We start from the raw sequence: 21508 nt of genomic DNA on the forward strand, positions 1-21508 counted from the left end.
CTGCCTGGCGCGACGCCGTACCAACGTCCTTTACGCCCTCATCCGTGACAACCGCACCTGGCAACCCGAATCACCCCCGATCACCAAGTCGGCGGCTTGACATCTTCATTGAGAGTCCTTTCGAAGGGCCGGCGGCCGCCGGATCAGGTATTGCGGCGTTCGTCGCGGGGAATGACGAGGTCCATTGCGTCGAAGTCCCAGGTGTCGGAGGTGACGCCACTCTCGATCAGCTGGAACTTCAGGACCCGACCCATGTGGTTACGGGGCAACTCCGCGCGGATGTCGAGGTAGCGCGGGATGGCGAAGTAGGGCAGGTGTGTGCGGAAGAACTCGAAGAGCTCCTTCGGCTCCAGCGGCGCAGCTCCCGCCCGCGGCACGATGCAAGCCTTGATGTCGTCCTCGCTGAGCTCTGACTTCACGGCGTGTACCGCGACTTCGGCGACGTCGGGGTGGGCGAGGATCGCCTGCTCGAGTTCCATGGACGAGACGTTCTCCCCGCGCCGGCGCAGGGAGTCCTTTTTGCGATCGACGAAGGTGAGGTAACCGTCGGCGTCGGCGCGCGCCGAGTCGCCGGTGTGGTGCCACAGGTTGCGCCAGCTGTGGGCGGTGGCCTCGGGATTGCGCCAGTACCCCGAGAACATGCCGAACGCTCGCCGGGGACGGACCGTGATCTCGCCGACGTTGCCGAGCGGGAGCTCGCAATCTTCGTCGTCGACCAGCCGCACGTCAAAGTACGGCGATATCTTGCCGGCAGTACCAGGGCAACGCCTGTCGGACAGCCGGGTCATCGACGGGATGAGCACCTCGGTCTGGCCGTAGGTTTCCGACGACACCTGTGTGGCGAATCGCGACTCGAACTCGACCTGCTTCTCAGCGGACATCGGCAGCCACATGGCCAGCCGCAGTTTGTTCGCCGCGTCGTCCGGATGCGGTGGCTGGGCGAGGATCGCCAGGCCCATCGCGCCCGATCCGTAGATGACCGTCGCGCCCGTCTCGCGCACTCGCGCCATATGTCTCGAGGCGCTGAACCACGGCTCGAGCACCAGCGACGCACCAACGTTCAGCACGTTGGTCACCCCATAGATTTGCCCGCTGGTGTGAAACAGTTGGTAAGCGGTCAGCAGCACGTCGTCGTGCCGGATCCACTCGGCTTCGATGAGCTGACGGCTGATGTTGAGGTAGTAGCCGTTGCTCATCATGCAGCCCTTGGGTAGGCCGGTCGTGCCGGAGGTGTACATGATCGAGCAGAGATCGCCCGGCGCCAGCGGCGTCTCAACGGGCGGGTCAGCGTGCACCGTGAGCGCTTCGTAGGAAACAACCTGGACGCCGCTGCCGGGCCGCGGATCCTGCCCGGCGCCGGTGGAATCGAGTAGCACGATCCTTTGCAGCTCGGGCGACGGCTCGCGCAGCTCGCGTATCTGGTCGATACCCGCGCCGTCGGTGACCAGCGTGCTCGCACCGGAGTCGGCGAGCTGGTGCCGGAGAAATTCGCCTTTGAGGTAGGGGTTCAGCGGCACCTGCAGCACGCCCAGCTCGGCCGAGGCCAGGAACAGCAGCACGAACTCCAGGCGGTTGGGCAGCAGGAACGCGATCTGTTGGCTTTTCGCCACGCCGAGCCGCTGGAGGTTGCCGGCCACCGACTGCACCTGTTCGTATACCTGGGCGTAGGTCAGCCAGTCACCACCGCATTGCAGGAAGTTCTTCTCCGGCTGCACCTTCGCCCAGTGGCGCAACCGGTCGCGGACTGTCTGGTCCTCGACCATCGCCGTGTCGTCGATCATATGCCGGCTCCCGCTACCTGGATCTGGATGCCCGTCTTGTCGTGCACGAGCAGACCGCGATCGGCGTCCGGCGTGAACCCCGCCGCGTCCGCCGAGGCGACGACACCCGCCGGGTCCGTCACGGCGAAAGTGGTGAGGTACGTTCCCGGCCCCTGGTCGGCGAAGTAGCGGCCGGCTGGCGTGCCCGGTCTCGCTTGTGCCACCACTAGTTCCGCACTGCCCGCGTGACCGAAGGCATACCGTGCGCCGTCGAGGCCGAGAACGTCGTCGCGCAGTTTCCCCGAAGGGCCGCGGCCGAGTACCTGCGTCAACTGCGCCACCGTCACCTCGAGGTCGGGGACCACAACGGTGCGAGCGGCGACACGCACCGGAGAGTCCAGGGCGCCCGGCGCATGGGCGTCGGCGTCGCGTACCACCGACGGGAAGACCTCAAGGGGAATGAACTCCAGGAACAGCCCACCGTCGACGTCAGGCTCACGCTTGCGGCCGCCTTCACCCCAACCCAGCCATATTCGGGGGTACGGCAGGTGCTCGCAGGGGTGTTCCAGGTAGTACGGCGCCTCCGTGCCGTCCAGCCAGGCGACGGTTTGCTTGAAGTTGCGCACCGCGAGCACTGTGCCGTGAACCCGCTGGAGGCGACTCCGCCCCTGCGCCCGCTGCATCGGATCAAACGGGGCCACCCAGCACGGCTGGCCCACGGGAATCACCGGGTCGGAGAGGACGACCAGCTGCACTCGGGTGGGCAGTAAGCCCATCGACAGCGGGCTGCGATAGAAGACCGTGTCGAAGCCATGCTCTGGCAGGTGCAGCTCGCCGGTCATCGTGAGCCCGGGCAGCAGCGCCGCGAGATCGGCCGCGGTTGCAGGCAGGTCATCGACGACCCAGTCGACAGCGTTGAGCAGGGCGATGTCCGGAGCGATCATCGCGGCAGCTCCGAGGTGGCGGCTTCCGCATGAATATTCAGCTGCGAACGGTACTTGAGGAGCTCCGAGACCTGCTGTTCCATCTGGTATCCCTCCGATACACGTAGGTTTTCGACCACGTCGAGTGAGCGCTTCACCAACTCCACGGCGGTACGGTCCTTGCCCGCAATGCAGCGGGCGATGTCGAGGGCGTCAGCATCGGCGTCATCGACGAGGAACGTGATGAGCCCGCGCAGCAGTGCTTGCTCTGCCCCGAGCCGGCGCCCGGTCAGCGCCATCCACCGGACGGTGCCCTGATCGAGGTGGCGCATCAGATGCCGGGCCCCGCCCGCGCGGCCGACGTCGATTTCGGCCAGCGCGAACGACGCCGCGCTGGTCGCGACGCGGATGTCACACTGCGCGACCAGCGAACAACCGCCGCCAACGACCGGGCCGCTGAGCGCCGCGATCACGGGCACCGGGCAGGCAGCGTAGCTGGCGAGCGTGGTAGTGACCAGCCGTTGCCGGGTCTCGAGGGCAGCGGCCTCACTGAGGGGCTCTTTGAGGTCGAGGCCGGCGCAGAATATCGTCGGCAGCGACGATCGCAGCACGATGGCGTGGGGCTTGGAGGCAACGGCGTCGGCCAGTGCCTCGGACAGCTCGGCCCACGTCTGGGTGCGCAACGCGTTGACCGGCGGGCGCTCCAGACTGATCGTCGCGACGCCGTCCTGGTGGGTCGCGTGCACGTCCTCGCCCGAGAACACGACGGATGCACGTCCGTCCATGACGCTCACAGCGCCACGTCGCCCTTCAGCAACCGGTCGAGGACCTGCTTCCGCAAGATCTCGTCGGTACCGTCGGCGACGCGCAAGGTACGCAGCATCTGCCACGCCTTGGGCAGGCCGGTCTCGTTGGTGAAGCCCGCCGCACCGTGGCTCTGGACGGCACGATCGACGGCCGCTAGCCCGGCCGTGGTGGCCGCGACCTTGGCCATCGCGAGCTCTTTGCGGGCCGGCCGGCCGGCGTCGAGCCGCTGCGCAACGTCGAGGGCAACGAGTCGGGCACCGTGAAGTTCGATCGCGGAGTCGGCAAGGCCGAAGCCGATTGCCTGATGTTCGGACAAAGGGCGGCCGAACGAGTGCCGGAGGGGCGCGTAATCGAGCGACGTGCGCATTGCCCAGGTGCCGATGCCGATGGCCTTGGCGCAGTTGTAGACGCGGCCGAAACTCACTCCCTCCATGGCGACGGTCAGCCCTTTCGCCGGGTCGCCGATGACGTGACCCTCCGGCAGGAAGACGTCGTCGAAATGCAAAGTGGCCTCGTCCGAGCCGATCGTGCCGAACATCGGGTTCACGCCGGCACGAACAAAACCGGGTGTAGTGGCGTCAACGAGGAAGGAGCCGACACCACCACGGCGTGCCGCGACAGCAGCCGGGTCAGTGACTGCCACCACGATCGCCCAATCGGCGTTGGTTCCATTGCTGATCCATTGCTTGGCGCCGTTGATCCGCCAGCCGCCCTCGACGCGCTGAGCGCGGGTTCTCAGCATCCACGCGTCGCTGCCCGCCTCGGGCTCCGACATCGCGAAGCACATGCTCTGGTTGCCCGAGATCAGTCCGGGCAGCACAGCGTCTCGCACGGCCTGCGGAAGATGGCGCAGAAGTGGATTGGGCCCCTTTGACCAATGCGCCAGCGCGTAGTGCCCGAGCCAGCGCTTGGGTCCACAGTGCAGGAACAACCGCTCCCAGGCCAGGAAGGCGCCAAGGAAGCCGAGGTCGGAACCGCCGATGATCGACGGCAAGGCCATCGTGTAATAGCCCGCCGCAGCAGACCGGCCGCGCACGTGGCGCACTAGCTCCAAGACCGCGGGCGTGTAGCGGCCTTGCCGGTCGTAGACTTCACGCTGGTCATCGAGCCAGGCGTTTTCTTCGTGAAGCTGGTCGACCTCGCTGACCAGGAAGTCCTCGAGGCCATCCAGGACGGGCCCGAGGCCCCCCGCGTCGGCGTCGGAACTCATTTGATGTAGAACCCCGCGTCGACGCGAAAGTCCATGCCGGTGACGAACCGGGCGTCGTCCGAACACAGAAACGCGGCAGCATTGGCAATATCCTCGGGCTCGACCAGGCCGGCGCCAGGCAGCAGGACCGACTGGTCAAACCACACCCGCGCGTCGTCGATGGTCGGGTCATCGAGCTCAGGACGCAGCGCCCGCCAGAACTCCTGGTACTGCACCATCGGCGTGTTCACCGTCGACGGGAGGATCGCGTTGACCCGGATGTTCTTTGGCCCGAGTTCCTGCGCGAGGGTCTTCATGATGCCGAGCACGCCGTGCTTGGCAGCGACGTAGTTGCCGTACGTCGGGTAACCCTTCACACCGGCGACCGACGAGGTCATGACGATCGAGCCGCCGCGATCGGCCTCGATCATGGCGGGTACGGCGGCCTTCACCGCGTTCCAGACACCGTTGAGGTTGATGTCAATGGTGGCGTGCCATTCCTCCTCGGAGAACTCCCACATAAAGCGCGGGACTGCCATCACCCCGGCCTGAGCGATGATGATGTCGATGCGGCCGAACGCATCGAGGCCCTTGTCGACGGCGGCCTGCACCGCCACGAGGTCACGAACGTCGCCCTTATGCGTGACGACACGCCGGCCCTGCTTCTCGACCAGGTTCACCGTCTCGTCCAGATCCTCCTGGCGTGCGCCTTGGTTCCGGACGGTCGGGATGTCTTCAAGGATGTCGATGGTGACAATGTCAGCGCCCTCGGCCGATAGCTTGGCGGCATGGGCGCGGCCCTGGCCGCGCGCCCCACCGGTGACGAAGGCGACCTTGCCTTCGAACTTTCCCATCGGGCCCTCCTTCCCTGCGGTTATGGATGACCGCCACGAACGCGGCGACCCGGTGGCCGGATGACGCGCCCTGGCGTCGGGGCCTCAGTTGACTCCGGTGAGCGCGGCGGTGTTTCGGTACATGACCTTGCGGATCGACTCCGCATCATCGAGCTCAGCGGCCACCTTTTCGTAGTGCCGCGGTTCGGCGAGACCCTCAGGGTGCGGGTAGTCGGAGCCGAACAGGACCCGGTCGACGCCGATGTGCCCCACGGTTTCGAGCAGGTCGTCCTCCCAGAAGGGAGCTACCCAAACATGGTCCTTGAACTGCTGCACGGGATCGGATGCGAAGTAGTTGGGCCGCTGAAAGCCGGCGCGGTTGAGCCCAGCCAGCAGCAGCGGCAGGAACTCGGCGCCGTTCTCGACCGATGCGACGCGCACGTTGGGAAACCGCTCGAACACGCGATCGCAGGTGATCGCGCCCAGGTAGTTGCCGATGGGGCGATCGTGACCCACGGCGGTCTGCAGCGCCGGTTCGGCGACGTTGATGATGTTGCCCTGGTAGGGCAGGTATTTGTCCAGACCGGCGCCTGAGACTTCTGCGATGTGGACCACCAGCGTCACGCCGGCCTCGTCGAGTCGAGCCCAGATCGGGTCGAAGTAAGGATCGCCGGGAGATTTCCAACCGTCCGGCGTGTGCACCGCCTGCGGGCGCACGACGAAGATCTTCGCGCCGTTCTCCAGACCGAATTCGATCTCCCCAACGCACGCCCGGACGTCACCGAAGGCAAGGTAGGGCGCGGTGTAGATGCGGCGCAGGTGATCGAAACCCCAGTCGTCCAACAAGTAGCGGTTGAACGCTTTGAATGCCACACCGGCGGCCTCTGGGTCGTCCTCCAGGCCAGCCTCTATGCCCATGCCCAACGTCGGCAGCATCCACGTCCGGTCGATCTGCTGTTCGTCGAGTTTGACGATGCGCGCGTCACGGTCGATGTAGTAGTCGGGCAGCGGCTCGCGCTCGGCGAGGTACTCGCGCAACTCCTTCCTCGCCGGGTTTCCGCGGAAAAACTGCTCCATGACGCCCGGTTTGACGATCGGGTCGAACGTCGGGTTCGAGACCGTGTAGTCGACTCTCCCGGCGACGACATAGCGAGTGCGGCCGTCGATCGTGGCGACCTGGACGGTCCGCTCGCCCCAATCTTTGGGCAAGTGGCGCGTGAACGCGTCGACCGGCTCGTAATAGTGCTGGTCACAGTCGAAGAAGGCCAGTTTGTCGCCGGAACCCATATCAGCCTCCAAGAGAGTGGTGCGCCTTGTGGCTCGCGGGCGCGGACAACAGATAGTTCGTCGTGGTGATTTTCAGCACTCTAGATCGCATTCAGGTGTCCTGTCTAGACGCAACGATAGGCCCGGCGGCTAACCGCCGGGGCACGCCGCACGATCGTCCGACCGCGACATGCCATGAGGTAGATCATGGCTGTGAACTGGAGTTTTATCCTGCTTCAGCACGCCTCGGCGTGCCCGCGTCGCACCACCCTAACGGTGGGCCGATCCGCGGAGAACCCGACGCGCTGACCCAGTGATAGTATCCTATTTTAGGATATTGTGACGAAGATCCCAGGGCGTGCGCGTTGGCCGGGTAGGGGTTCGACGTCGGTCGGCGCGACATGACTTCGAAATGACATCGAAAAGACATCGAAAGGCGGCAACGCATGGCGAGGTGGTGGCCGGTGCCGTCAAAATCGGGGTCATTGGCGCGCTATCGCCCGGGCGTCAACAGGGCGCCGACCGGGACGCAATGGGCCTGTCCCGCCGATAACTTGAAGCCGGCATCCCGGGGCGGGATCGCTCCTCTGAACCAGTTGACCTGACGGCCAGAAGGTCAATGTGCCTAGCCTGCGATCCCTGCTGAACGAGCAGGGCCCCCTAATCGTCGTCGAGTGCCACGACGTCCTGTCGGCCCGCATCGTCGCGGCCCGCGGCTATCGAGCTACCTACTTGGGCGGCTCGACGGTGGCTGCGCTCAACGCTGGACTGCCCGACCACGGGCTAGTGTCCACGCGGGAGATCCTCGACCAGGCAGCCCACATCACCGCCGCAATCGACATCCCCTTGATCGTCGACGCCGACCAAGGCGGCGAGACGATCCTCAACGTGCACCGGTGCGTGCGCGACTTCGAGCATGCCGGCATCGCAGCGATCCACCTCGAGGACACCACCAACCCCAAACACCTGTTCACAGGCGACGACGAGCTCATCCCACTCGACGTCATGCGCGCCCGGATCGGCACCGCGGTTGCCGCGCGGCGCACCGACGAGTTCCTGATCATCGCCCGCACCGACGAGCGGGTCAACAAAGGCGGCATCGACGAGACGATTCGGCGCGGGCAAGCCTTCGCCGACGAGGGCGCCGATGTATTCATGGCTCCGGCGATCGGCCGCGTCGATGACCTGCGCGCGGTCATCGACGCGGTGCCGATCCCGGTCCTCGACATCAACGTGCCCGTCGAGCGCGCCCGCGAGGCGGGGCTCGCCGTCGACCTGTTCGCGGGCATCTCGCTGCCCGGACTCATGCGTGCCCAGCACGAGCTGATCGACTGCATCGAGAGCCGCGGCCGGGTCGGACGCGACGCCTACGGTGAGCCGGAAGGCTTCGCCGACCTCGTGAGCGACGCTACGTACCGTCACCTGGCGAACCGCTGGCAGACACTTGAACACTGACTGACAACCCGAAACAAAGACCCGAACAAAGAAAGGTCTCTTGCCAATGGACACCATCCTTGACGCACCGCGCGAGCTGACGTTCGACCGCCCGTCCGACGGCGTGCTCCGGCTGACACTAGACGCGCCCGGCTTGAACTCAGTGACCGCGAGTGTGCACCGTGAACTTGCCGACGTCTGGCCGGAGATCGACGCCGACCCGCTGACCCGCGTCGTACTGATCCGCGGGGCGGGCAAGGGCTTCTCCTCCGGGGGCAACTTCGACTTCATCCACTCACTGACGACTAGCGCCGAGGCGAGGACGCGTGTCATGCGCGAGGCCCGCGACCTAGTGCTCAACATCATCAACTGCAGCAAGCCGATCGTCTCGGCCATGCACGGCCCGGCGGTCGGCGCTGGTCTGGTCCTCGGCATCATGGCCGATGTCTCCATCGTTGGGAAGCGCGCCCGGCTCGTCGACGGCCACACCCGACTTGGCGTCGCCGCCGGCGATCACGCCGCCCTGGCCTGGCCATTGATGTGCGGAATGGCCAAGGCGAAGTACCTGCTACTGACCTGCGACCCGCTCTCCGGGGAGGAGGCCGAGCGCATCGGTCTGGTCAGTCTGTGCGTCGAGGACGACGAGGTGCCTGCCCGAGCGCTCGCGACCGCGCAACAGCTCGCCGGCGGCTCCCAGGACGCAATCCGGGCGACCAAGCAGGTGCTCAACCATTGGTTCCGCGCGCAAACGGGGATATTCGAGGCCAGCCTGGCCTACGAGTTCCAGCAATTCGCCGGCCCGGACGCCGCGGAAGGGCTGGCATCACATCTGGAGAAACGTAGCCCGGTTTTTCCATCGGCCGGGCGCGTCGGCGTCAGCCCGACGGGGTAGCGGCGCCGGACCTCACACGTACTCCTGGTGGGCCAGCCGCAGGCCAGGCCGTGGCCACTCGATGGCCACCACCCGTCCGCTGGCCGCAAGCGTGACGAACGCCGTGCGCAGGCCCGGGCCGCCGAAGCAGAGGTTGGTGACCGCCGGGTCGTCGACGTCGACGAACGTCATCAGCCCGCCGTCCGGGGATACCACAGCTATGCCGGTGTGCTCGCCCATCGTCGCGACGTTCACGTTGCCGTGCGCGTCGACGGCGAGCGAATCGAACAGGTGGTAGCCGCCCATACCGTGCAGTACCCGCCCGCCGTAGCGCGGCTGCCGGTGCGCGGCGTGCCGTGCCGGGTCGAGGACCCCGGGTTCGGACAGCGCGAATGCCCACAGACGGGCCGGGTTGGTTTCGGCGACGTACAGTGCTGTGCCGTCCGGCGCCAGGCCGATGCCGTTCGGCGAGTCCATGCGGGGCAACACCTGGGTCAGCGAACTGCCGTCCGCCCGCGCATAGTAGACACATCCCCACTCGCGTATCTCACCGTAGCTGTGCCCGTGATCGGTGAACCAGAAGCCGCCGGTGCCGTCGAAGACCAGGTCGCACGGCGCCCGCAGCCGGCGTTCCTGAAATGCGTCGTAGAGGACGGTGACTGCGCCGCTGGCTGGGTCGACACGCTGCACGCTTCCACCTGGCCAGTCCGTAGCGCGATCCCCCGGGAACAACCAGCCCCGCGCGGGCACCTCGCTAAAGGACAGCCCGCCGTTGTTCGCGACGTACAGCGCGCCGTCCGGTCCAAAAGCGACCGCATTCGGACCACCACCGCATTCCGCGACCACCGAGATGGCGCCCTCTCGTACCGAGACAACCCGTCCCGATTCGATCTCGACCACAACGACAGCGCCGTCCGGGCACCACAGCGGACTCTCGGGGAATCGAAGGCCCACAGCGAGTTCGGTGCCAGCCTGCGGACCAGTCATCTATGCCGCATGTACACGGTCTTTGTCTCGGTCATGGCGTCGATGCCGCCGGCGCCGAGTTCGCGGCCCAGCCCGGACTGTCTGACTCCACCGAAGCCGACGTTGCTCTGCAACTCGGCATACGTGTTCACCCAGACCGTCCCGGCGTGGATCGCCGCCGCTCCACGCAATGCACGATCCACATCGCGTGTCCATAGGGCGCCGCCGAGGCCGTAATCGGTGTCGTTGCCGATCGCGAATGCCTCCTCTTCGGTATCGAAGGGGATCACCGAGAGCACCGGGCCGAAGATCTCCTCGCGGGCGATGCGCATGTCATTGCGGACGCCGGCGAAGATCGTCGGATTCACGAAGTAGCCACGATCGCCCCAGCGGTCGCCGCCGAGAGCCAGCGACGCGCCCTCCCGTTTGCCGAGCTCGATGTAGCCGCAGACCCGCTCGAGCTGCGGGGCTGAGATTAACGGGCCCATGGTGGTGTTGGGGTCAAAGCCGTTGCCGAGCGTGATGCCGGCCTTGGTGTAGGTGATCAGTTTATCCAGCAGCGCGTCGTGCACCGGGCGTTCCACGATCAGACGTGAACCGGAAATGCAGGTCTGGCCGCTGTTGGCCCACGCGGTAGCCAGGGCGCCCTGAGCGGCTGCTTCGAGGTCGGCGTCGGCGAACACGATGTTCGGCGACTTGCCGCCGAGTTCCAGCGTCACCCGCTTGAAGCTGGCTGCGGCCGCGTGCAAGATCGCCCGTCCAGTGGCCGTCGAGCCCGTGAACGTGATCTTGTCGATGGCTCGATGCTCGACCAGGGCGGCGCCGGCGACCGCACCGGCGCCTTGCACGACATTGAACACCCCGGGCGGTACACCCGCCTCGATCGCCAACTCGGCGAGGAACAACCCTGACATCGGCGTGTGCTCGGCCGGTTTGAGGACGACGCTGTTGCCTGCAGCCAGCGCGGGTGCGACCTTCCACAGCGCTGATGTCGCCGGCCCGTTCCATGGCACGATGGCCGCGACGACGCCCACCGGATTCTTCTTCGTGAATACGAGTACGCCGTCGTCGGACGGGTGCACCGTGCCGTCGAGCTTGGACGGCCACCCGGCGTAGTAATTGAGTACCTCGTCTTGCAGACTGACGTGGTACTCGGCGACGACGCGCGGCATGCCGTTGTCAACCATGTCGAGGTCCATGAAGACTTCGCGGTTGGCCCCAACCAGTTCAGCGAACCGGCGCAGCACCGCCTCCTTCTGAAACGGTGGAAGTGTCCGCCAGCGACCGTCGTCGAACGCCGTGCGAGCCGCCGTGGCGGCGACATCGACGTCCCGCGGCCCGCTGTCGGAGGCTTCAGCAACAGCTTCTCCGGTCGATGGCTCGATGACCGGCATCGTCTTTCCGCTGACGGCAGGGCGGATCTCGCCGTAGATGAAATTCCCGATATGACGGTTCAGCTTCTCGCGCGACGCGTCGGCGATCGGCAGCGCACCGGCAATAGTGCTTGTCACAAGCGGGACCTTCCCGAACCAGAAAAGAAAACTAGTATCCTCTATTTTTGGCCTATGCTTCGCCGCTGCGTCGGGCATGTCAACGAGGGAAGCCAGCGGCCTGTGCGCCGAGCGATCAAACGCAAGACGCTCAGGTGGGCTTGAACCCCAGCTTGCGGGCAATCAGCTGGCGCTGCATCTGCGACGTGCCGGCCGTGATCGTCGCACCCCGCGCCGCCCGGAAGTGACGTTGCATCGGAAACTCCATGGAGTAGCCGTAGCCTCCTAGGATCTGCATCCCTTTATTAGCGACGTCCATAAATGTCTCCGAACCAAAGAGCTTGGCCATGGAGATATCAATCAGGGCGTCTCCTCCGCGGTCGTAGGCCCAGGCAGCCCGCAGCATGAGCACGCGTGCCGCCTCGACCACTGTGTGCATATCGGCCAACATGTGCGAGATGGCCTGAAAATCACCGATCCGCTTGCCGAACTGGACCCGATTCTTTGCGTAGTCCACGGCGTAGTCGACAACCGCGCGCGCATTGCCCACATACGCTGCCGACGTAGCGAGCCGCTCGAGCTGCAGCCCCGAAAGCAATACGTCCCAGCCGCCGTTCACAGCGCCGAGCACCTGGTCAGCGGGGATCTCGACATCCGTGAGAAGTATCTGGGTCGTGGGATACAGATGCCGACCGAGCGTCTCTATGGGGCGAATCTGGAGGCCAGGCGTGTCGTTCGGCACCAGAAAGCAGGTAATACCCTCCTGGTGGCGCACTCCCGGTGCAGTCTTCGCATAGAGACACACGGTCGTGTTCTCCACGCCGGCGCCACTGGCATAGACCTTCTCGCCGTTAAGACGCCACACGCCGCCATCATGCACTGCCGTCGTCCGCATCGCGCCGGCATCGGATCCAGCTCCGGGCTCGGTCATTGCGACGCTGAACCGACGTTCACCTCGCAGCAACGGCGACAGCCAACGCTCCCGTTGCTGCTCAGTCCCGTGATGCAGCACGTTCAGACCCATGAACAACGGAGTCCCGTAGACGCCGATCATGTCGTAACCCCAATAGCCCATGACCTCGGCGACCAGGATGAAGTCCATCACCGAGCCGCCCTGCCCGCCGTACTCTTCCGGGAAGGGCAGGCCCAGCAGGCCGGCGGCAGCCCATTCCTGCCACAACTCGTACGGATACGCACCCTCGCGGTCGAGGCGACTGATGTACTCCTCGGTAGCGTGCCGATCCATCAGCTTGCGCACCAGCTCAACAAGCGCCTGCTGCTCGTCGCTCGGCATGAAGTCGATCATGTTGGACCACCCAGGGGAATTCAGCGTCCGGTCACCTTTCCACGAAACAGTACCCTATTAAAGGGGGCTCATAGTGTGACGGCCATTGCGTTTCACGCTCCACAAGAGGCTGTTGCCACAACCTTCTTCTCTCAGTGCGGCGGACCTTTGTCCGCCTCACGGCCGTCAATGGTTGGTGCCGTGGTCTGCGGCGCCGTTGAACGTCGGGCTCCTTACGCCCATTCGGGCGGTCGGCGCTCCTGGAACGCCTCCATCGCCTCGGCGACATCTCCCGTGTACGTGCTGAGCACCTGAGTTCTGTTCTCCAGCTCCATTCCCGCCCGTAGGCTCCCCACCTCCAACTGGGACCACATGACTTGCTTAGTCATCCGGACCCCCCACGGGCTGTTCGCCGCTATCAGCGCGGCGGTCTCCAGCGCTTCGTCAAGTAGGCGATCCTGTGCCACTACGCGATTGGCCAGCCCGATCCGGACGGCCTCGTCGGCATCGACCTTGCGGCCCGTCAGCATCAGCTCGAAGGCCCGTCCGGTACCGACCGTCCGCGGCAACAGCCAGGACAATCCCAGGTCGCATCCCGACAAACCGACCTTGATGAAGGCCACGTTGAAGGTCGCGCGGGTGCTCACGATGCGCATGTCTGCGGCGACCGCCAGCGCCATCCCGCCACCGGCCGCAGGACCATTGACCGCGGCGATGACCGGTACGTGCAGATCGGTCAACGAGGTCACCGCGGTGGCTAGGTGCTCCTGGACCGCGTAGTTAAGCCGCAGCTTACGGGGGTCTTCCCAGCCGCGCGGCGTGCCGTATCCCTCGAGATCGGCCCCGGCGCAGAATCCGCGACCCGCTCCGGTGAGCACCACAGCACGGCAGTGCCGGTCGCGACGGACGGCATCGACCGCGTCGAGTAGACAGTCGATGAGCTCGCTGTTGATGGCGTTGAGGCGCTGAGGGCGGTTGAGTCGTAGCACGGTGACCCCGTCGGCGGGATACTCGATCAGCACCGCGGCGTTGGACTTTTTGCTGGCCGGCTCGTCGCCGAGCTCAGTGCTTGACATCAGACATCTCTTTGAGTGCGGCGACCAGACCCGCCCAACGTTCGGGCTCAGGTCGATAGGGCGCGTAGAGCGAGACCCGATCGATGATGTCTCCATAGCGGTCCGAGATGATCGAGGGCAGCTCGTCCACCGCGCCCCGGACCGCGAAGGCCTCGACAAGCTCGGAGGGCAGTTGCGCGCCCATCTCCTTCCACCGCCCGTCCTTGGCGAGGATCTGCATCTGCGGTTGGATCGCGCCCCATCCGTGAAGTTCGAGGACCGATCGATAGGACGGCGTCGCGGCGTAGAAGGCGATTTGCTCGCGCACCGCCGTGTCGGCCTTCTCGAGTTCGGCCTCGTCCTCCCCCGTAATCACGAACAGCGGGTACGAGAGCTCGACGTCGATTCTGCCGCGACCGGACTTGCGCAGGCCGCGTTCCAATGCGGGCAGGGTTCGTTCGCGCAGGTTGCGTTCGGTGCTGAAGCCGTGCACGAACATGCCGTCGGCCACCTCGCCGGCGACTTCGGTCATCCGGGGCCCGACGGCCGCGACAAAGATCCGCGCCGGTCCGTGGCCGCTCGGGCCCGGGTCGAAGAACGGCGTCATCAATGTGTGGCGGAAGAACTCGCCCTCGAAGTTAAGCGGTGTACTGTGCTCCCACGAGTCCCAGATCGCGCGGATCGCCAGCACCATCTCGCGCATCCGGGCCGCCGGGCGATCGAACGAGGCGCTATATCGGCGCTCGACGTGCGCCTTGACCTGCGAGCCCAGCCCGAGGATGAAGCGGCCACCAGAGTTGGTCTGAAGGTCGCGTCCGACCTGGGCGAGGTGCATGGGGCTGCGCGGAAAGGCCACGGCGATGGAGGTCCCGAGATCCAACCGCTCGGTAGTTGCCGTGGCCAGCGCTAGTGGGAAGAAGGGGTCCTGGGTTAGCTCGGCTGTGAGCAGGCCGTCGAAGCCCAACTCCTCCATCCGCCGCGCGGTTGCACCCACTTGGGGCCACGAGGGGGCGGACAGGATGCCGTCGAGCTTCACACAATCCCCTGCTCGCGCAGTGTGCGAATGTCGTCTGCGGAGTAGCCGATCTCGGCGAGTATCTCGTCGGTGTGCTCGCCGAGGGTCGGGGCATGGCGCTCGACATCGAAGGGCTGGCCGTCGACTGGCGCAGGCCAGCCGACAGTAGTGAACGGCCCGGCTACCGGGTGGACCGATTCGTGGATGATCTCGCGCGCACGCAGGTGCGGATCCTGCAAGGTCCCCTCGACGCTGTTGGCGGGGCTCAGCGGGATGTCGTACTTGGTGGCGATGTCCATCCACTCGGCCAGGGTGCGAGAGGCCATGATCGGTCGCAGTATGTGCGCCAAGTTCTTGTCACCTCCCTGGTTGCGGAAGTCCACCGGAGAATCCAAGTACTTCATCTCTCGCAGGTCGGGCCGCTCGATCACATCACAGAAGTTGTCCCAGAACTTGTGTTCGATGGCGGCGAGCAGGACGAACTTGTCGTCCTTGGTGACATAGAATGCGTACTTGGGACGCTCCATCGGGTCCTGGCCCACGGTGGGAGGCAGGTTGATCCCACGATCGGTGCGCGCACGGTTCCACAAGCACGAAGCATCCAGCGACTGCACGGCCAGGGTGGCGTCGGTGCCCGACGAGTCGATGTAGCAACCCTTGCCGGTCTCGTTGCGGTAGTTCAACGCGGCGAGGGCGGTGAAGGCGCCGAACAGCCCGCCCATCAGTGGGCCGTCGACGTACCCGGGGAAGTTCAAATCGCTTGGCTCTACGGCCTCCTGGACCAGTCCGTCTTCGCGTACCTTCAGCTGTGTCGAACCGGCGGTGGCGCCCATCATGTAGCCGTGGACTGGGATCTGACCGTAGGGACCGCGGGTGCCGAATCCGTTGGTCTGGCAGTAGATGATGTCGGGCTTAACTGCGCGTTGGGCCTCGTAGCCCACGCCAAGCCGTTCGCACGCATCGCCGGCGAACCCGTCCACGAAGATGTCGATGGTGGGCAGGATCTTGTAGAAGACCTCGCGTCCGGCGTCGGTACGCAGGTTTAGCGTAATGCTCCGCTTATGCCGGTTGATCAACATGTGAGTTGTGCTGTGACGCGGGGCCATCATGTCGCCGAGGTCACGGATGTAGTCTCCGATTCCGGGCTGTTCGATCTTGATGCTTTGTGCGCCCAGGTCGCCGAGCAGGCGCCCCGCCTGATCGCCGGTCGGCAGCACCGTGCATTCCAGCACACGCACATTCCGCAAGAGCTCGATCATGACACCATCCTTGGGGTCTGTTGGGGACCTACCGTCCCGCCGTCATTTGTTAGCCACCTTGCCGCGCCACCGCGGGCACAGTTCGGCGTGGCGGTCATCGCGCGATGCTGACCGGCGGACTCGCCGGGCCGCCGGCACACGAGGGCCCGGTATTCGGGAACGAAGCCCGGCTCGACCTCGAAGCGACCCGCGGCGACGATCGCCTTGAGGCCGGCCGTCATCTCCCGTGGGCGAGGTGTTCGCCGAGGCACCGGTGGATGCCGGCCCCGAACGCGGCATGGCCGGAGATGTTTTTGCGCGCAACGTCGAGTTCGTAGGGGTTGAGCGAGCTTTGCCGGATCGCGATTAGTCGCGGCGCAGTTGAGCAGGACTCGATCACTGGCCTTCATGGACAGCCGCTCAATTCGACGTCCGCGGCAAGCGTGCGGGCCCCCCGTCGGGACGGCGGACTCGTACCGGAGAGACTCCTCGACCGCGCGGTCAATCATGTGGTCGTCGACCTCGCGCAGGCTGTCCCGCAAGTCCGGGTTGGAGGCCAGCTGGTAAGCGAGGTCGCCGCCATCCCAGCCATGATCATCAGGTTGATCACTTCGATGCGTTGCTTCTCGGTTAGTTCCAAACCGTCCTCACCGGTCAGGCCGAGGTGCGCGATGGTCCCAGCAAGGTCGTCGCGGCGGCCCTCCGATCGACGTTCCTGGAGAAGGTCGACGCAGAACTTGAACAACTTCGGCATCTCCTCCCCCGCTCGTTCCGGCTGGGTGTGCAGGACTTCGAGGACGTCGAGCACCCAGCCAATCTCCGACTCCTCCTGCTCGAAAAATGACTCGAAGAACACCAGCGGCGGTAGCACATTGACGAAGTCGGCGACGAAGTCGCAGGTGCCCTGCTCGACGCAGCGCGTCATCACCCGGTCGATCTTTTCGGTGATCCCGGCCTCCTCGCTTCGCAACGCTTCCGGCGTGACGAACGAATTGAGCATCCGGCGAATCCGTCGTTGCAGTGGAGGGTCGGTTTCCAGGGGGATCTGCGGCAATACGTCCAGATCGAACTGCACTGGGATGGCGCCCGCGGAGTTGATCAAGGCTCGTGGGTTCGTCGCTGCGGCCATGACGTCGGTGTAGTTGTTGACCACCTAGAAGCCGCGATCGCCTCGCTCGTGCCACACCTGATCGCTCCAGCCGGCCGGGCACGACTCCCGAAGTGCCTTGATCCGCGGCCAGAAGTCGCGGGCCAAGGCTGGGTCTAGTGGGCTGAATCCCGCGGCCTTGCAGCCAGCGTCGCGGATCCCCGCCGAGGCTCCGTCCATCACCTGTCCCATTCCTGCATCCCGATGTTCGAAGTCAACTGTGGGTTGTACTCGATGTGCGGTGGCGTCTAGGTCACGGCGGCGCAATCTAATCTAAATTTGATCCAATTCTATGTACACTTCGAAACAAGTCAAGGCCTGTGCGGTCTATGGCGGATACAGCCCTGCAAGACCGCATAAGCTTTCGATATCAGCCGACGACCAACGCGGAACGAAACACCGGCCAAGTCTGTTCTACAGTCAGAAATTACATAGAAAACAAGGACGCTTAGAACTCCGGGTGGCTCCGCGAGGCGGCACCGGTCAACCACGGGAGATGGCGTTACGCGCGCAGTCCCTGACTGGCTTGAGCGACGAGGAGCAGCAGTTCGCCGACGTCGCATACAAGATCGCGTCGGTCTACGCCAACCGCTCGTTCGGCGACCACGACGCCATCGACGCCTATTGGGACGACTGCCGGAAGGCGGGTATGTGCGGCCTTGGTGTGCCCGAGGAGTACGGGGGCGCTGCAGAGGACCTGTTTCCCTTGGTGCTTGCAACCGAGCGCACTGCGCCCATCGGAAAATACCGCACCGCGCCCCCCGAGTGATCTACGCATCGTTCGAATCCATTAAGAACTCACTTGTAGCCCACCAGTATTGACTACTGAATCAAACGCAGCGTAGATTCGCGTCAATTCGCCACCGACGACAGGGGCCCTCGTGTGCGCAGCGGTTCCGCCGGCCTTCGACCTGGCTGGCAAAGTCGCCCTCGTCACCGGTGGTAGCCGCGGCCTTGGTCGCTCGATCGCCGGAGCGCTGGCCGCCGCCGGCGCTGAGATCGTCATCGTCAGCCGTAAGCAGGAGTCCTGTGAGATCGCTGCGAAGCAGATCGCGGAGCAGGCCGGGGTACGCACAATGGCCCGCGCGTGCCACGTCTCGCACTGGGAGGACATCGACGGCCTGGTCGACGCTGTTTACGAACGCTTCGGGCGGGTCGACGTGCTGGTGAACAACGCCGGGAAGTCCCCGCTCTACGAATCCCTGCTCGACATCACCGAGGAGATGTGGAACTCGGTGCTCGGCGTAAACCTCCTCGGGCCGTTCCGCCTCTCAACGCTGATCGGCACACGCATGGTCGAGGCAGGCGGTGGCTCGATCATCAACATCTCGACTGTCGGTGCGGTGTTGGCCGAGCCGTCGTACCTGCCGTACGCAGCCGCAAAGTCCGGCCTCAACACCATCACCCGCGCCTTCGCCAAGTCCTTCGCCCCCACCGTACGGGTCAACTGCATCATGCCGGGGCCATTCCACACCGACGTCACGGCCAGCTGGTCGAAAGACCAAATCGCCCGGATCTCGCGGAGCCTCCCCCTCGGTCGCGTCGGCGACCCTGACGATATCAATGGAGCCGTACTCTGGCTTGCGGGCGCCGCCTCGGCTTACGTCACAGGACAGGTATTCGCAGTCGATGGCGGGATGGGGGCATGACCCCGGCCAAGCGGGCCGCCGCCACATCACTCGACGAAGACGAACTCCGCGACCGCCTGGCCGCCGGTCTTGCCGGACTGGGCGCGCGCCTCCACGAGCTGAGCCTCCTGCCTGCCGCAGCGGGCGGCGGCAACTCGGGCATCACCTGCCTGGCCCGGGCCAGCGGTGGCGGTCTCGGCGAGCGCCTCATCGTCAAGGTCGCTCCACCCGGCCTCGAACCGGTCCGCAACCGCGACGTCATGCGTCAGGCCCGGTTGCTGCGGGCCCTGGGACGGGACGGTCGCGTGCCAGTGCCAGACGTCGTCCTCATCTCCCCTGGTGACCCGCCCGCGCTACCGCCGGCGGCCGTCACGCGTTTCATCGAGGGCGAGGCGGTCGAACCGGGCCTGGAGCCCACCCGACCCCCGGCCGAAATCGTGCGGTCCCGCGCGCTCGCGGCGGCTCGCTTGCTCGCCGTCCTCCACAGCCTTGACGCCGCGGTCCTTGGCCTGGACGGCGAGGCGACGATCAGCCTGAGTGACGAACTGGACAAGTGGGCCCGTGCCTTCGCCTCTGTGGAGCCCGCCCACCAAGCAGGGCACAGCGCGATCCTTCCGCTGCTGGTCGCAAGCATGCCCGAACCGGTCCCGGCCGCGATCTGCCACGGCGACTTCCGGCTTGGCAACATACTGTGCTGGGGTCCGGACATCGCGGCTGTCATCGACTGGGAGATCTGGTCACGCAGCGATCCACGACTCGACCTCTCCTGGATGCTGTGGATCAGCGACCCGACCCATCCAAGCGCCGTTGGTCCGGTCGCGGGCATGCCTTCGGCGGATGAGCTTATCGACGCTTATGTCGACGCCGGCGGACACCCGATCGGGCGTCGGGAACTCGTCTGGTTCCGGGCGCTGACGTGCTACAAACAGGCCTCCACAGTGGCGCTGCTAGCCAAGCACGGCCGGCGAAAACACGACGGCAGCGCGCCCGCGTTCGAGGCGCTGGCCCCCCAACTGATCGCCCGAGCACGGACACTGCTCGAAAGCCACGGCACCGTGATATGAGCTGGGACTTCGCCACCGACCCGGACTTTCAGGTCAAGCTCGACTGGGCCGACCGTTTCGTCCGAGAAGATGTCGAGCCGCTCGATCTGGTCTTGCCCGGCCGCCGTTTCGACATTCCATCCGCCCGAGTTCGGTCGGTCATCGAGCCGCTCAAGCAGCGGGTCCGCGACGAGGGACTTTGGGCCGCGCACCTTGGTCCCGAACTCGGCGGCAAGGGCTTCGGCCAGCTCAAGCTGGCCTTACTCAACGAGATCCTCGGCCGCTCAGAATGGGCGCCGGTGATCTTCGGGACAATGGCTCCCGACACCGGCAATGCAGAGATCCTCGCCCACTACGGCACCGAAGCACAGAAGGCCACCTATCTGCAACCACTGCTGGACGGCGAAATCTTCTCGTGCTTCTCAATGACCGAGCCCCACGGCGGATCGGACCCCACGCAGTTTGTCACCAGCGCCGCTCGCGACGGCGAGGGCTGGGTGCTCAACGGCGAGAAGTTCTTCTCCTCCAACGCCAAGACCTCGGCGTTCCTCATAGTTATGGCGGTCACGGACCCTGATGTCCCCGCCTACCAGGGCATGTCGATGTTCCTCGTCCCGACGGGCACCCCAGGCGTGAATATATTGCGCAACGTAGGGCACAGCGGCACGCCGATGAACTCCGGCATCCACGGCTGGATCCGGTACGAGGACGTCAGGCTTCCGGGCGACAGCATCCTCGGCGGTCCAGGCCAGGCGTTCGTAATCGCGCAGACCCGTCTCGGTGGCGGTCGAATCCACCACGCAATGCGCACGATCGCTCGTTGCACACAGGCGATGGACATGATGTGCGAGCGCGTGCTGAGCCGCAGCACCAAGGGAACCCTGCTGGCCGAAAAACAGCTCGTGCAAGCCGCGATCGCCGACTCCTGGATTCAGATCCAGCAATTCCGGCTCCTCGTGCTTCACACGGCGTGGCTCATCGACCAGAACACTACCGCCGGTGCACGCTGCGAAGTCGCGGCGTGCAAAGTGCTGTGCGAGCATGTGCTGCACGACGTCGCTTGGCGGGCGATGCATCTTCACGGAGCGCTGGGCATCACCAACGAAATGCCGCTGATGCCGCTGATCCAGGAGGCCGCAACGATGGGCCTCGCCGACGGGCCCACGGAGATCCACAAGGTAACGGTGGCCCGGCAGGTCCTTCGTGACCACGCACCCCATGACGGACCGTTCCCGTCCACGTGGCTACCGCCACGCATCGCCGCAGCCCGTGACCGATATGCTGACCTCCTTGGACCCGAAATGGTCGATCTATGATCGAAAGTCCCAACACACCTGCGGTACAGACGTTCATCGCACCGGCTGCGTCGTGAGTGAACACCTACGCGCTCCGCCTCTTCGACGCGTCGGCACTGATCTCTGACACCGCATATACGCTCGCATCCGCTGCGAAGTTTCCGCGATGGTTATATCCAGCGACCGCCTTGACCTGGGGGCCATGTGCCAAGGATTCGGTAGGTCTCATTGTTGGTCATTGCGAAGCCGTCACAATCAGAGGT

The 21508-nt window shown here is 65.3% G+C and carries 20 protein-coding genes; 7 read left to right on the forward strand and 13 right to left on the reverse strand.

The annotated features are described in order from the left end of the window. Nucleotides 1–143: 143 nt before the first annotated feature. The 6 genes from H7I87_RS09995 to H7I87_RS10020 all read right to left on the reverse strand — a co-directional run bounded on the left by H7I87_RS09995 (nt 144) and on the right by H7I87_RS10020 (nt 6799). Nucleotides 144–1781, reverse strand: a complete 1638-nt coding sequence (locus H7I87_RS09995) for an AMP-binding protein (RefSeq protein ID WP_083071564.1) — start codon at nt 1779–1781, stop codon at nt 144–146. Further along, a complete protein-coding gene (locus tag H7I87_RS10000) occupies nt 1778–2704 on the reverse strand; it encodes a VOC family protein (protein WP_083071565.1) in 927 nt (308 codons plus the stop codon). Before H7I87_RS10000 ends, H7I87_RS09995 begins: the two co-directional genes overlap by 4 nt. Next, nucleotides 2701–3468 (reverse strand): enoyl-CoA hydratase-related protein, encoded by a 768-nt coding sequence (locus tag H7I87_RS10005; RefSeq protein WP_225342606.1) that lies wholly within the window; start codon nt 3466–3468, stop codon nt 2701–2703. The genes H7I87_RS10000 and H7I87_RS10005 overlap by 4 nt, the downstream gene beginning before the upstream one ends. A gap of 5 nt (nt 3469–3473) precedes the next feature. After that, complete coding sequence (locus H7I87_RS10010) at nt 3474–4700, reverse strand: acyl-CoA dehydrogenase family protein (protein ID WP_083071567.1); 1227 nt, start codon at nt 4698–4700, stop codon at nt 3474–3476. Continuing rightward, nucleotides 4697–5533 (reverse strand): mycofactocin-coupled SDR family oxidoreductase, encoded by an 837-nt coding sequence (locus H7I87_RS10015; RefSeq protein ID WP_083071568.1) that lies wholly within the window; start codon nt 5531–5533, stop codon nt 4697–4699. The genes H7I87_RS10010 and H7I87_RS10015 overlap by 4 nt, the downstream gene beginning before the upstream one ends. 84 nt (nt 5534–5617) lie before the next feature. Continuing rightward, entirely contained in the window at nt 5618–6799 is a 1182-nt protein-coding gene (locus H7I87_RS10020; RefSeq protein ID WP_083071569.1) for an amidohydrolase family protein, read from the reverse strand. Between the two features lie 600 nt (nt 6800–7399). Here H7I87_RS10020 and H7I87_RS10025 point away from each other — a divergent pair. After that, nucleotides 7400–8233 (forward strand): isocitrate lyase/PEP mutase family protein, encoded by an 834-nt coding sequence (locus H7I87_RS10025; protein ID WP_083071570.1) that lies wholly within the window; start codon nt 7400–7402, stop codon nt 8231–8233. Nucleotides 8234–8279: 46 nt separating this feature from the next. After that, nucleotides 8280–9104 carry an enoyl-CoA hydratase/isomerase family protein gene (locus H7I87_RS10030; RefSeq protein WP_083071571.1) on the forward strand — a complete coding sequence of 275 codons (825 nt, stop codon included), beginning with the start codon at nt 8280–8282 and terminating at the stop codon, nt 9102–9104. A gap of 12 nt (nt 9105–9116) precedes the next feature. Here the strand turns inward: H7I87_RS10030 and H7I87_RS10035 are convergent, their stop codons facing one another. The 6 genes from H7I87_RS10035 to H7I87_RS10060 all read right to left on the reverse strand — a co-directional run bounded on the left by H7I87_RS10035 (nt 9117) and on the right by H7I87_RS10060 (nt 16153). Next, entirely contained in the window at nt 9117–10070 is a 954-nt protein-coding gene (locus H7I87_RS10035) for an SMP-30/gluconolactonase/LRE family protein (RefSeq protein ID WP_083071572.1), read from the reverse strand. Next, complete coding sequence (locus tag H7I87_RS10040) at nt 10067–11638, reverse strand: aldehyde dehydrogenase family protein (RefSeq protein WP_208618399.1); 1572 nt, start codon at nt 11636–11638, stop codon at nt 10067–10069. The genes H7I87_RS10035 and H7I87_RS10040 overlap by 4 nt, the downstream gene beginning before the upstream one ends. A 52-nt stretch (nt 11639–11690) precedes the next feature. Continuing rightward, entirely contained in the window at nt 11691–12845 is a 1155-nt protein-coding gene (locus H7I87_RS10045; protein ID WP_083071574.1) for an acyl-CoA dehydrogenase family protein, read from the reverse strand. A 212-nt stretch (nt 12846–13057) separates the two neighbouring features. Continuing rightward, a complete protein-coding gene (locus H7I87_RS10050; RefSeq protein WP_083071575.1) occupies nt 13058–13900 on the reverse strand; it encodes an enoyl-CoA hydratase/isomerase family protein in 843 nt (280 codons plus the stop codon). Further along, a complete protein-coding gene (locus tag H7I87_RS10055) occupies nt 13887–14915 on the reverse strand; it encodes a TIGR03617 family F420-dependent LLM class oxidoreductase (protein ID WP_083071576.1) in 1029 nt (342 codons plus the stop codon). Before H7I87_RS10055 ends, H7I87_RS10050 begins: the two co-directional genes overlap by 14 nt. Further along, nucleotides 14912–16153 carry a CaiB/BaiF CoA transferase family protein gene (locus H7I87_RS10060; RefSeq protein WP_083071577.1) on the reverse strand — a complete coding sequence of 414 codons (1242 nt, stop codon included), beginning with the start codon at nt 16151–16153 and terminating at the stop codon, nt 14912–14914. The genes H7I87_RS10055 and H7I87_RS10060 overlap by 4 nt, the downstream gene beginning before the upstream one ends. A gap of 226 nt (nt 16154–16379) precedes the next feature. On the opposite strand from H7I87_RS10060, the gene H7I87_RS10065 reads away from it, so the two are divergent. Next, nucleotides 16380–16502 carry a hypothetical protein gene (locus H7I87_RS10065; RefSeq protein ID WP_264002660.1) on the forward strand — a complete coding sequence of 41 codons (123 nt, stop codon included), beginning with the start codon at nt 16380–16382 and terminating at the stop codon, nt 16500–16502. A gap of 135 nt (nt 16503–16637) precedes the next feature. On the opposite strand, the gene H7I87_RS10070 is transcribed toward H7I87_RS10065, so the two are convergent. Next, on the reverse strand, nt 16638–17261 hold the full coding sequence (locus H7I87_RS10070) for a cytochrome P450 family protein (RefSeq protein WP_208618400.1): 624 nt from the start codon (nt 17259–17261) through the stop codon (nt 16638–16640). A gap of 544 nt (nt 17262–17805) precedes the next feature. Between H7I87_RS10070 and H7I87_RS10075 the strand changes: the two genes are divergently transcribed. The 4 genes from H7I87_RS10075 to H7I87_RS10090 all read left to right on the forward strand — a co-directional run bounded on the left by H7I87_RS10075 (nt 17806) and on the right by H7I87_RS10090 (nt 21266). Then, nucleotides 17806–18048 carry an acyl-CoA dehydrogenase family protein gene (locus H7I87_RS10075; protein WP_167380295.1) on the forward strand — a complete coding sequence of 81 codons (243 nt, stop codon included), beginning with the start codon at nt 17806–17808 and terminating at the stop codon, nt 18046–18048. Between the two features lie 112 nt (nt 18049–18160). Next, nucleotides 18161–18928 carry an SDR family NAD(P)-dependent oxidoreductase gene (locus H7I87_RS10080; RefSeq protein ID WP_083071579.1) on the forward strand — a complete coding sequence of 256 codons (768 nt, stop codon included), beginning with the start codon at nt 18161–18163 and terminating at the stop codon, nt 18926–18928. Further along, nucleotides 18925–19971: a phosphotransferase family protein gene (locus tag H7I87_RS10085; RefSeq protein ID WP_083071580.1), complete on the forward strand. Its 1047-nt coding sequence runs from the start codon at nt 18925–18927 to the stop codon at nt 19969–19971. Before H7I87_RS10080 ends, H7I87_RS10085 begins: the two co-directional genes overlap by 4 nt. Then, nucleotides 19968–21266 carry an acyl-CoA dehydrogenase family protein gene (locus H7I87_RS10090; RefSeq protein ID WP_083071581.1) on the forward strand — a complete coding sequence of 433 codons (1299 nt, stop codon included), beginning with the start codon at nt 19968–19970 and terminating at the stop codon, nt 21264–21266. The genes H7I87_RS10085 and H7I87_RS10090 overlap by 4 nt, the downstream gene beginning before the upstream one ends. Nucleotides 21267–21508: the final 242 nt, after the last annotated feature.

Source organism: Mycobacterium timonense (assembly GCF_025821985.1).
Taxonomy (GTDB): domain Bacteria; phylum Actinomycetota; class Actinomycetes; order Mycobacteriales; family Mycobacteriaceae; genus Mycobacterium; species Mycobacterium avium.

Excerpts from the sequence above, each read along its gene's own strand:
- H7I87_RS09995 (WP_083071564.1), bottom strand. The coding sequence starts at position 1,781 with ATGATCGACGACACGGCGATGGTCGAGGACCAGACAGTCCGCGACCGG.
- H7I87_RS10000 (WP_083071565.1), bottom strand. The coding sequence starts at position 2,704 with ATGATCGCTCCGGACATCGCCCTGCTCAACGCTGTCGACTGGGTCGTC.
- H7I87_RS10005 (WP_225342606.1), bottom strand. The coding sequence starts at position 3,468 with ATGGACGGACGTGCATCCGTCGTGTTCTCGGGCGAGGACGTGCACGCG.
- H7I87_RS10010 (WP_083071567.1), bottom strand. The coding sequence starts at position 4,700 with ATGAGTTCCGACGCCGACGCGGGGGGCCTCGGGCCCGTCCTGGATGGC.
- H7I87_RS10015 (WP_083071568.1), bottom strand. The coding sequence starts at position 5,533 with ATGGGAAAGTTCGAAGGCAAGGTCGCCTTCGTCACCGGTGGGGCGCGC.
- H7I87_RS10020 (WP_083071569.1), bottom strand. The coding sequence starts at position 6,799 with ATGGGTTCCGGCGACAAACTGGCCTTCTTCGACTGTGACCAGCACTAT.
- H7I87_RS10030 (WP_083071571.1), top strand. The coding sequence starts at position 8,280 with ATGGACACCATCCTTGACGCACCGCGCGAGCTGACGTTCGACCGCCCG.
- H7I87_RS10035 (WP_083071572.1), bottom strand. The coding sequence starts at position 10,070 with ATGACTGGTCCGCAGGCTGGCACCGAACTCGCTGTGGGCCTTCGATTC.
- H7I87_RS10040 (WP_208618399.1), bottom strand. The coding sequence starts at position 11,638 with ATGCCCGACGCAGCGGCGAAGCATAGGCCAAAAATAGAGGATACTAGT.
- H7I87_RS10045 (WP_083071574.1), bottom strand. The coding sequence starts at position 12,845 with ATGATCGACTTCATGCCGAGCGACGAGCAGCAGGCGCTTGTTGAGCTG.
- H7I87_RS10050 (WP_083071575.1), bottom strand. The coding sequence starts at position 13,900 with ATGTCAAGCACTGAGCTCGGCGACGAGCCGGCCAGCAAAAAGTCCAAC.
- H7I87_RS10060 (WP_083071577.1), bottom strand. The coding sequence starts at position 16,153 with ATGATCGAGCTCTTGCGGAATGTGCGTGTGCTGGAATGCACGGTGCTG.
- H7I87_RS10070 (WP_208618400.1), bottom strand. The coding sequence starts at position 17,261 with ATGGCCGCAGCGACGAACCCACGAGCCTTGATCAACTCCGCGGGCGCC.
- H7I87_RS10085 (WP_083071580.1), top strand. The coding sequence starts at position 18,925 with ATGACCCCGGCCAAGCGGGCCGCCGCCACATCACTCGACGAAGACGAA.
- H7I87_RS10090 (WP_083071581.1), top strand. The coding sequence starts at position 19,968 with ATGAGCTGGGACTTCGCCACCGACCCGGACTTTCAGGTCAAGCTCGAC.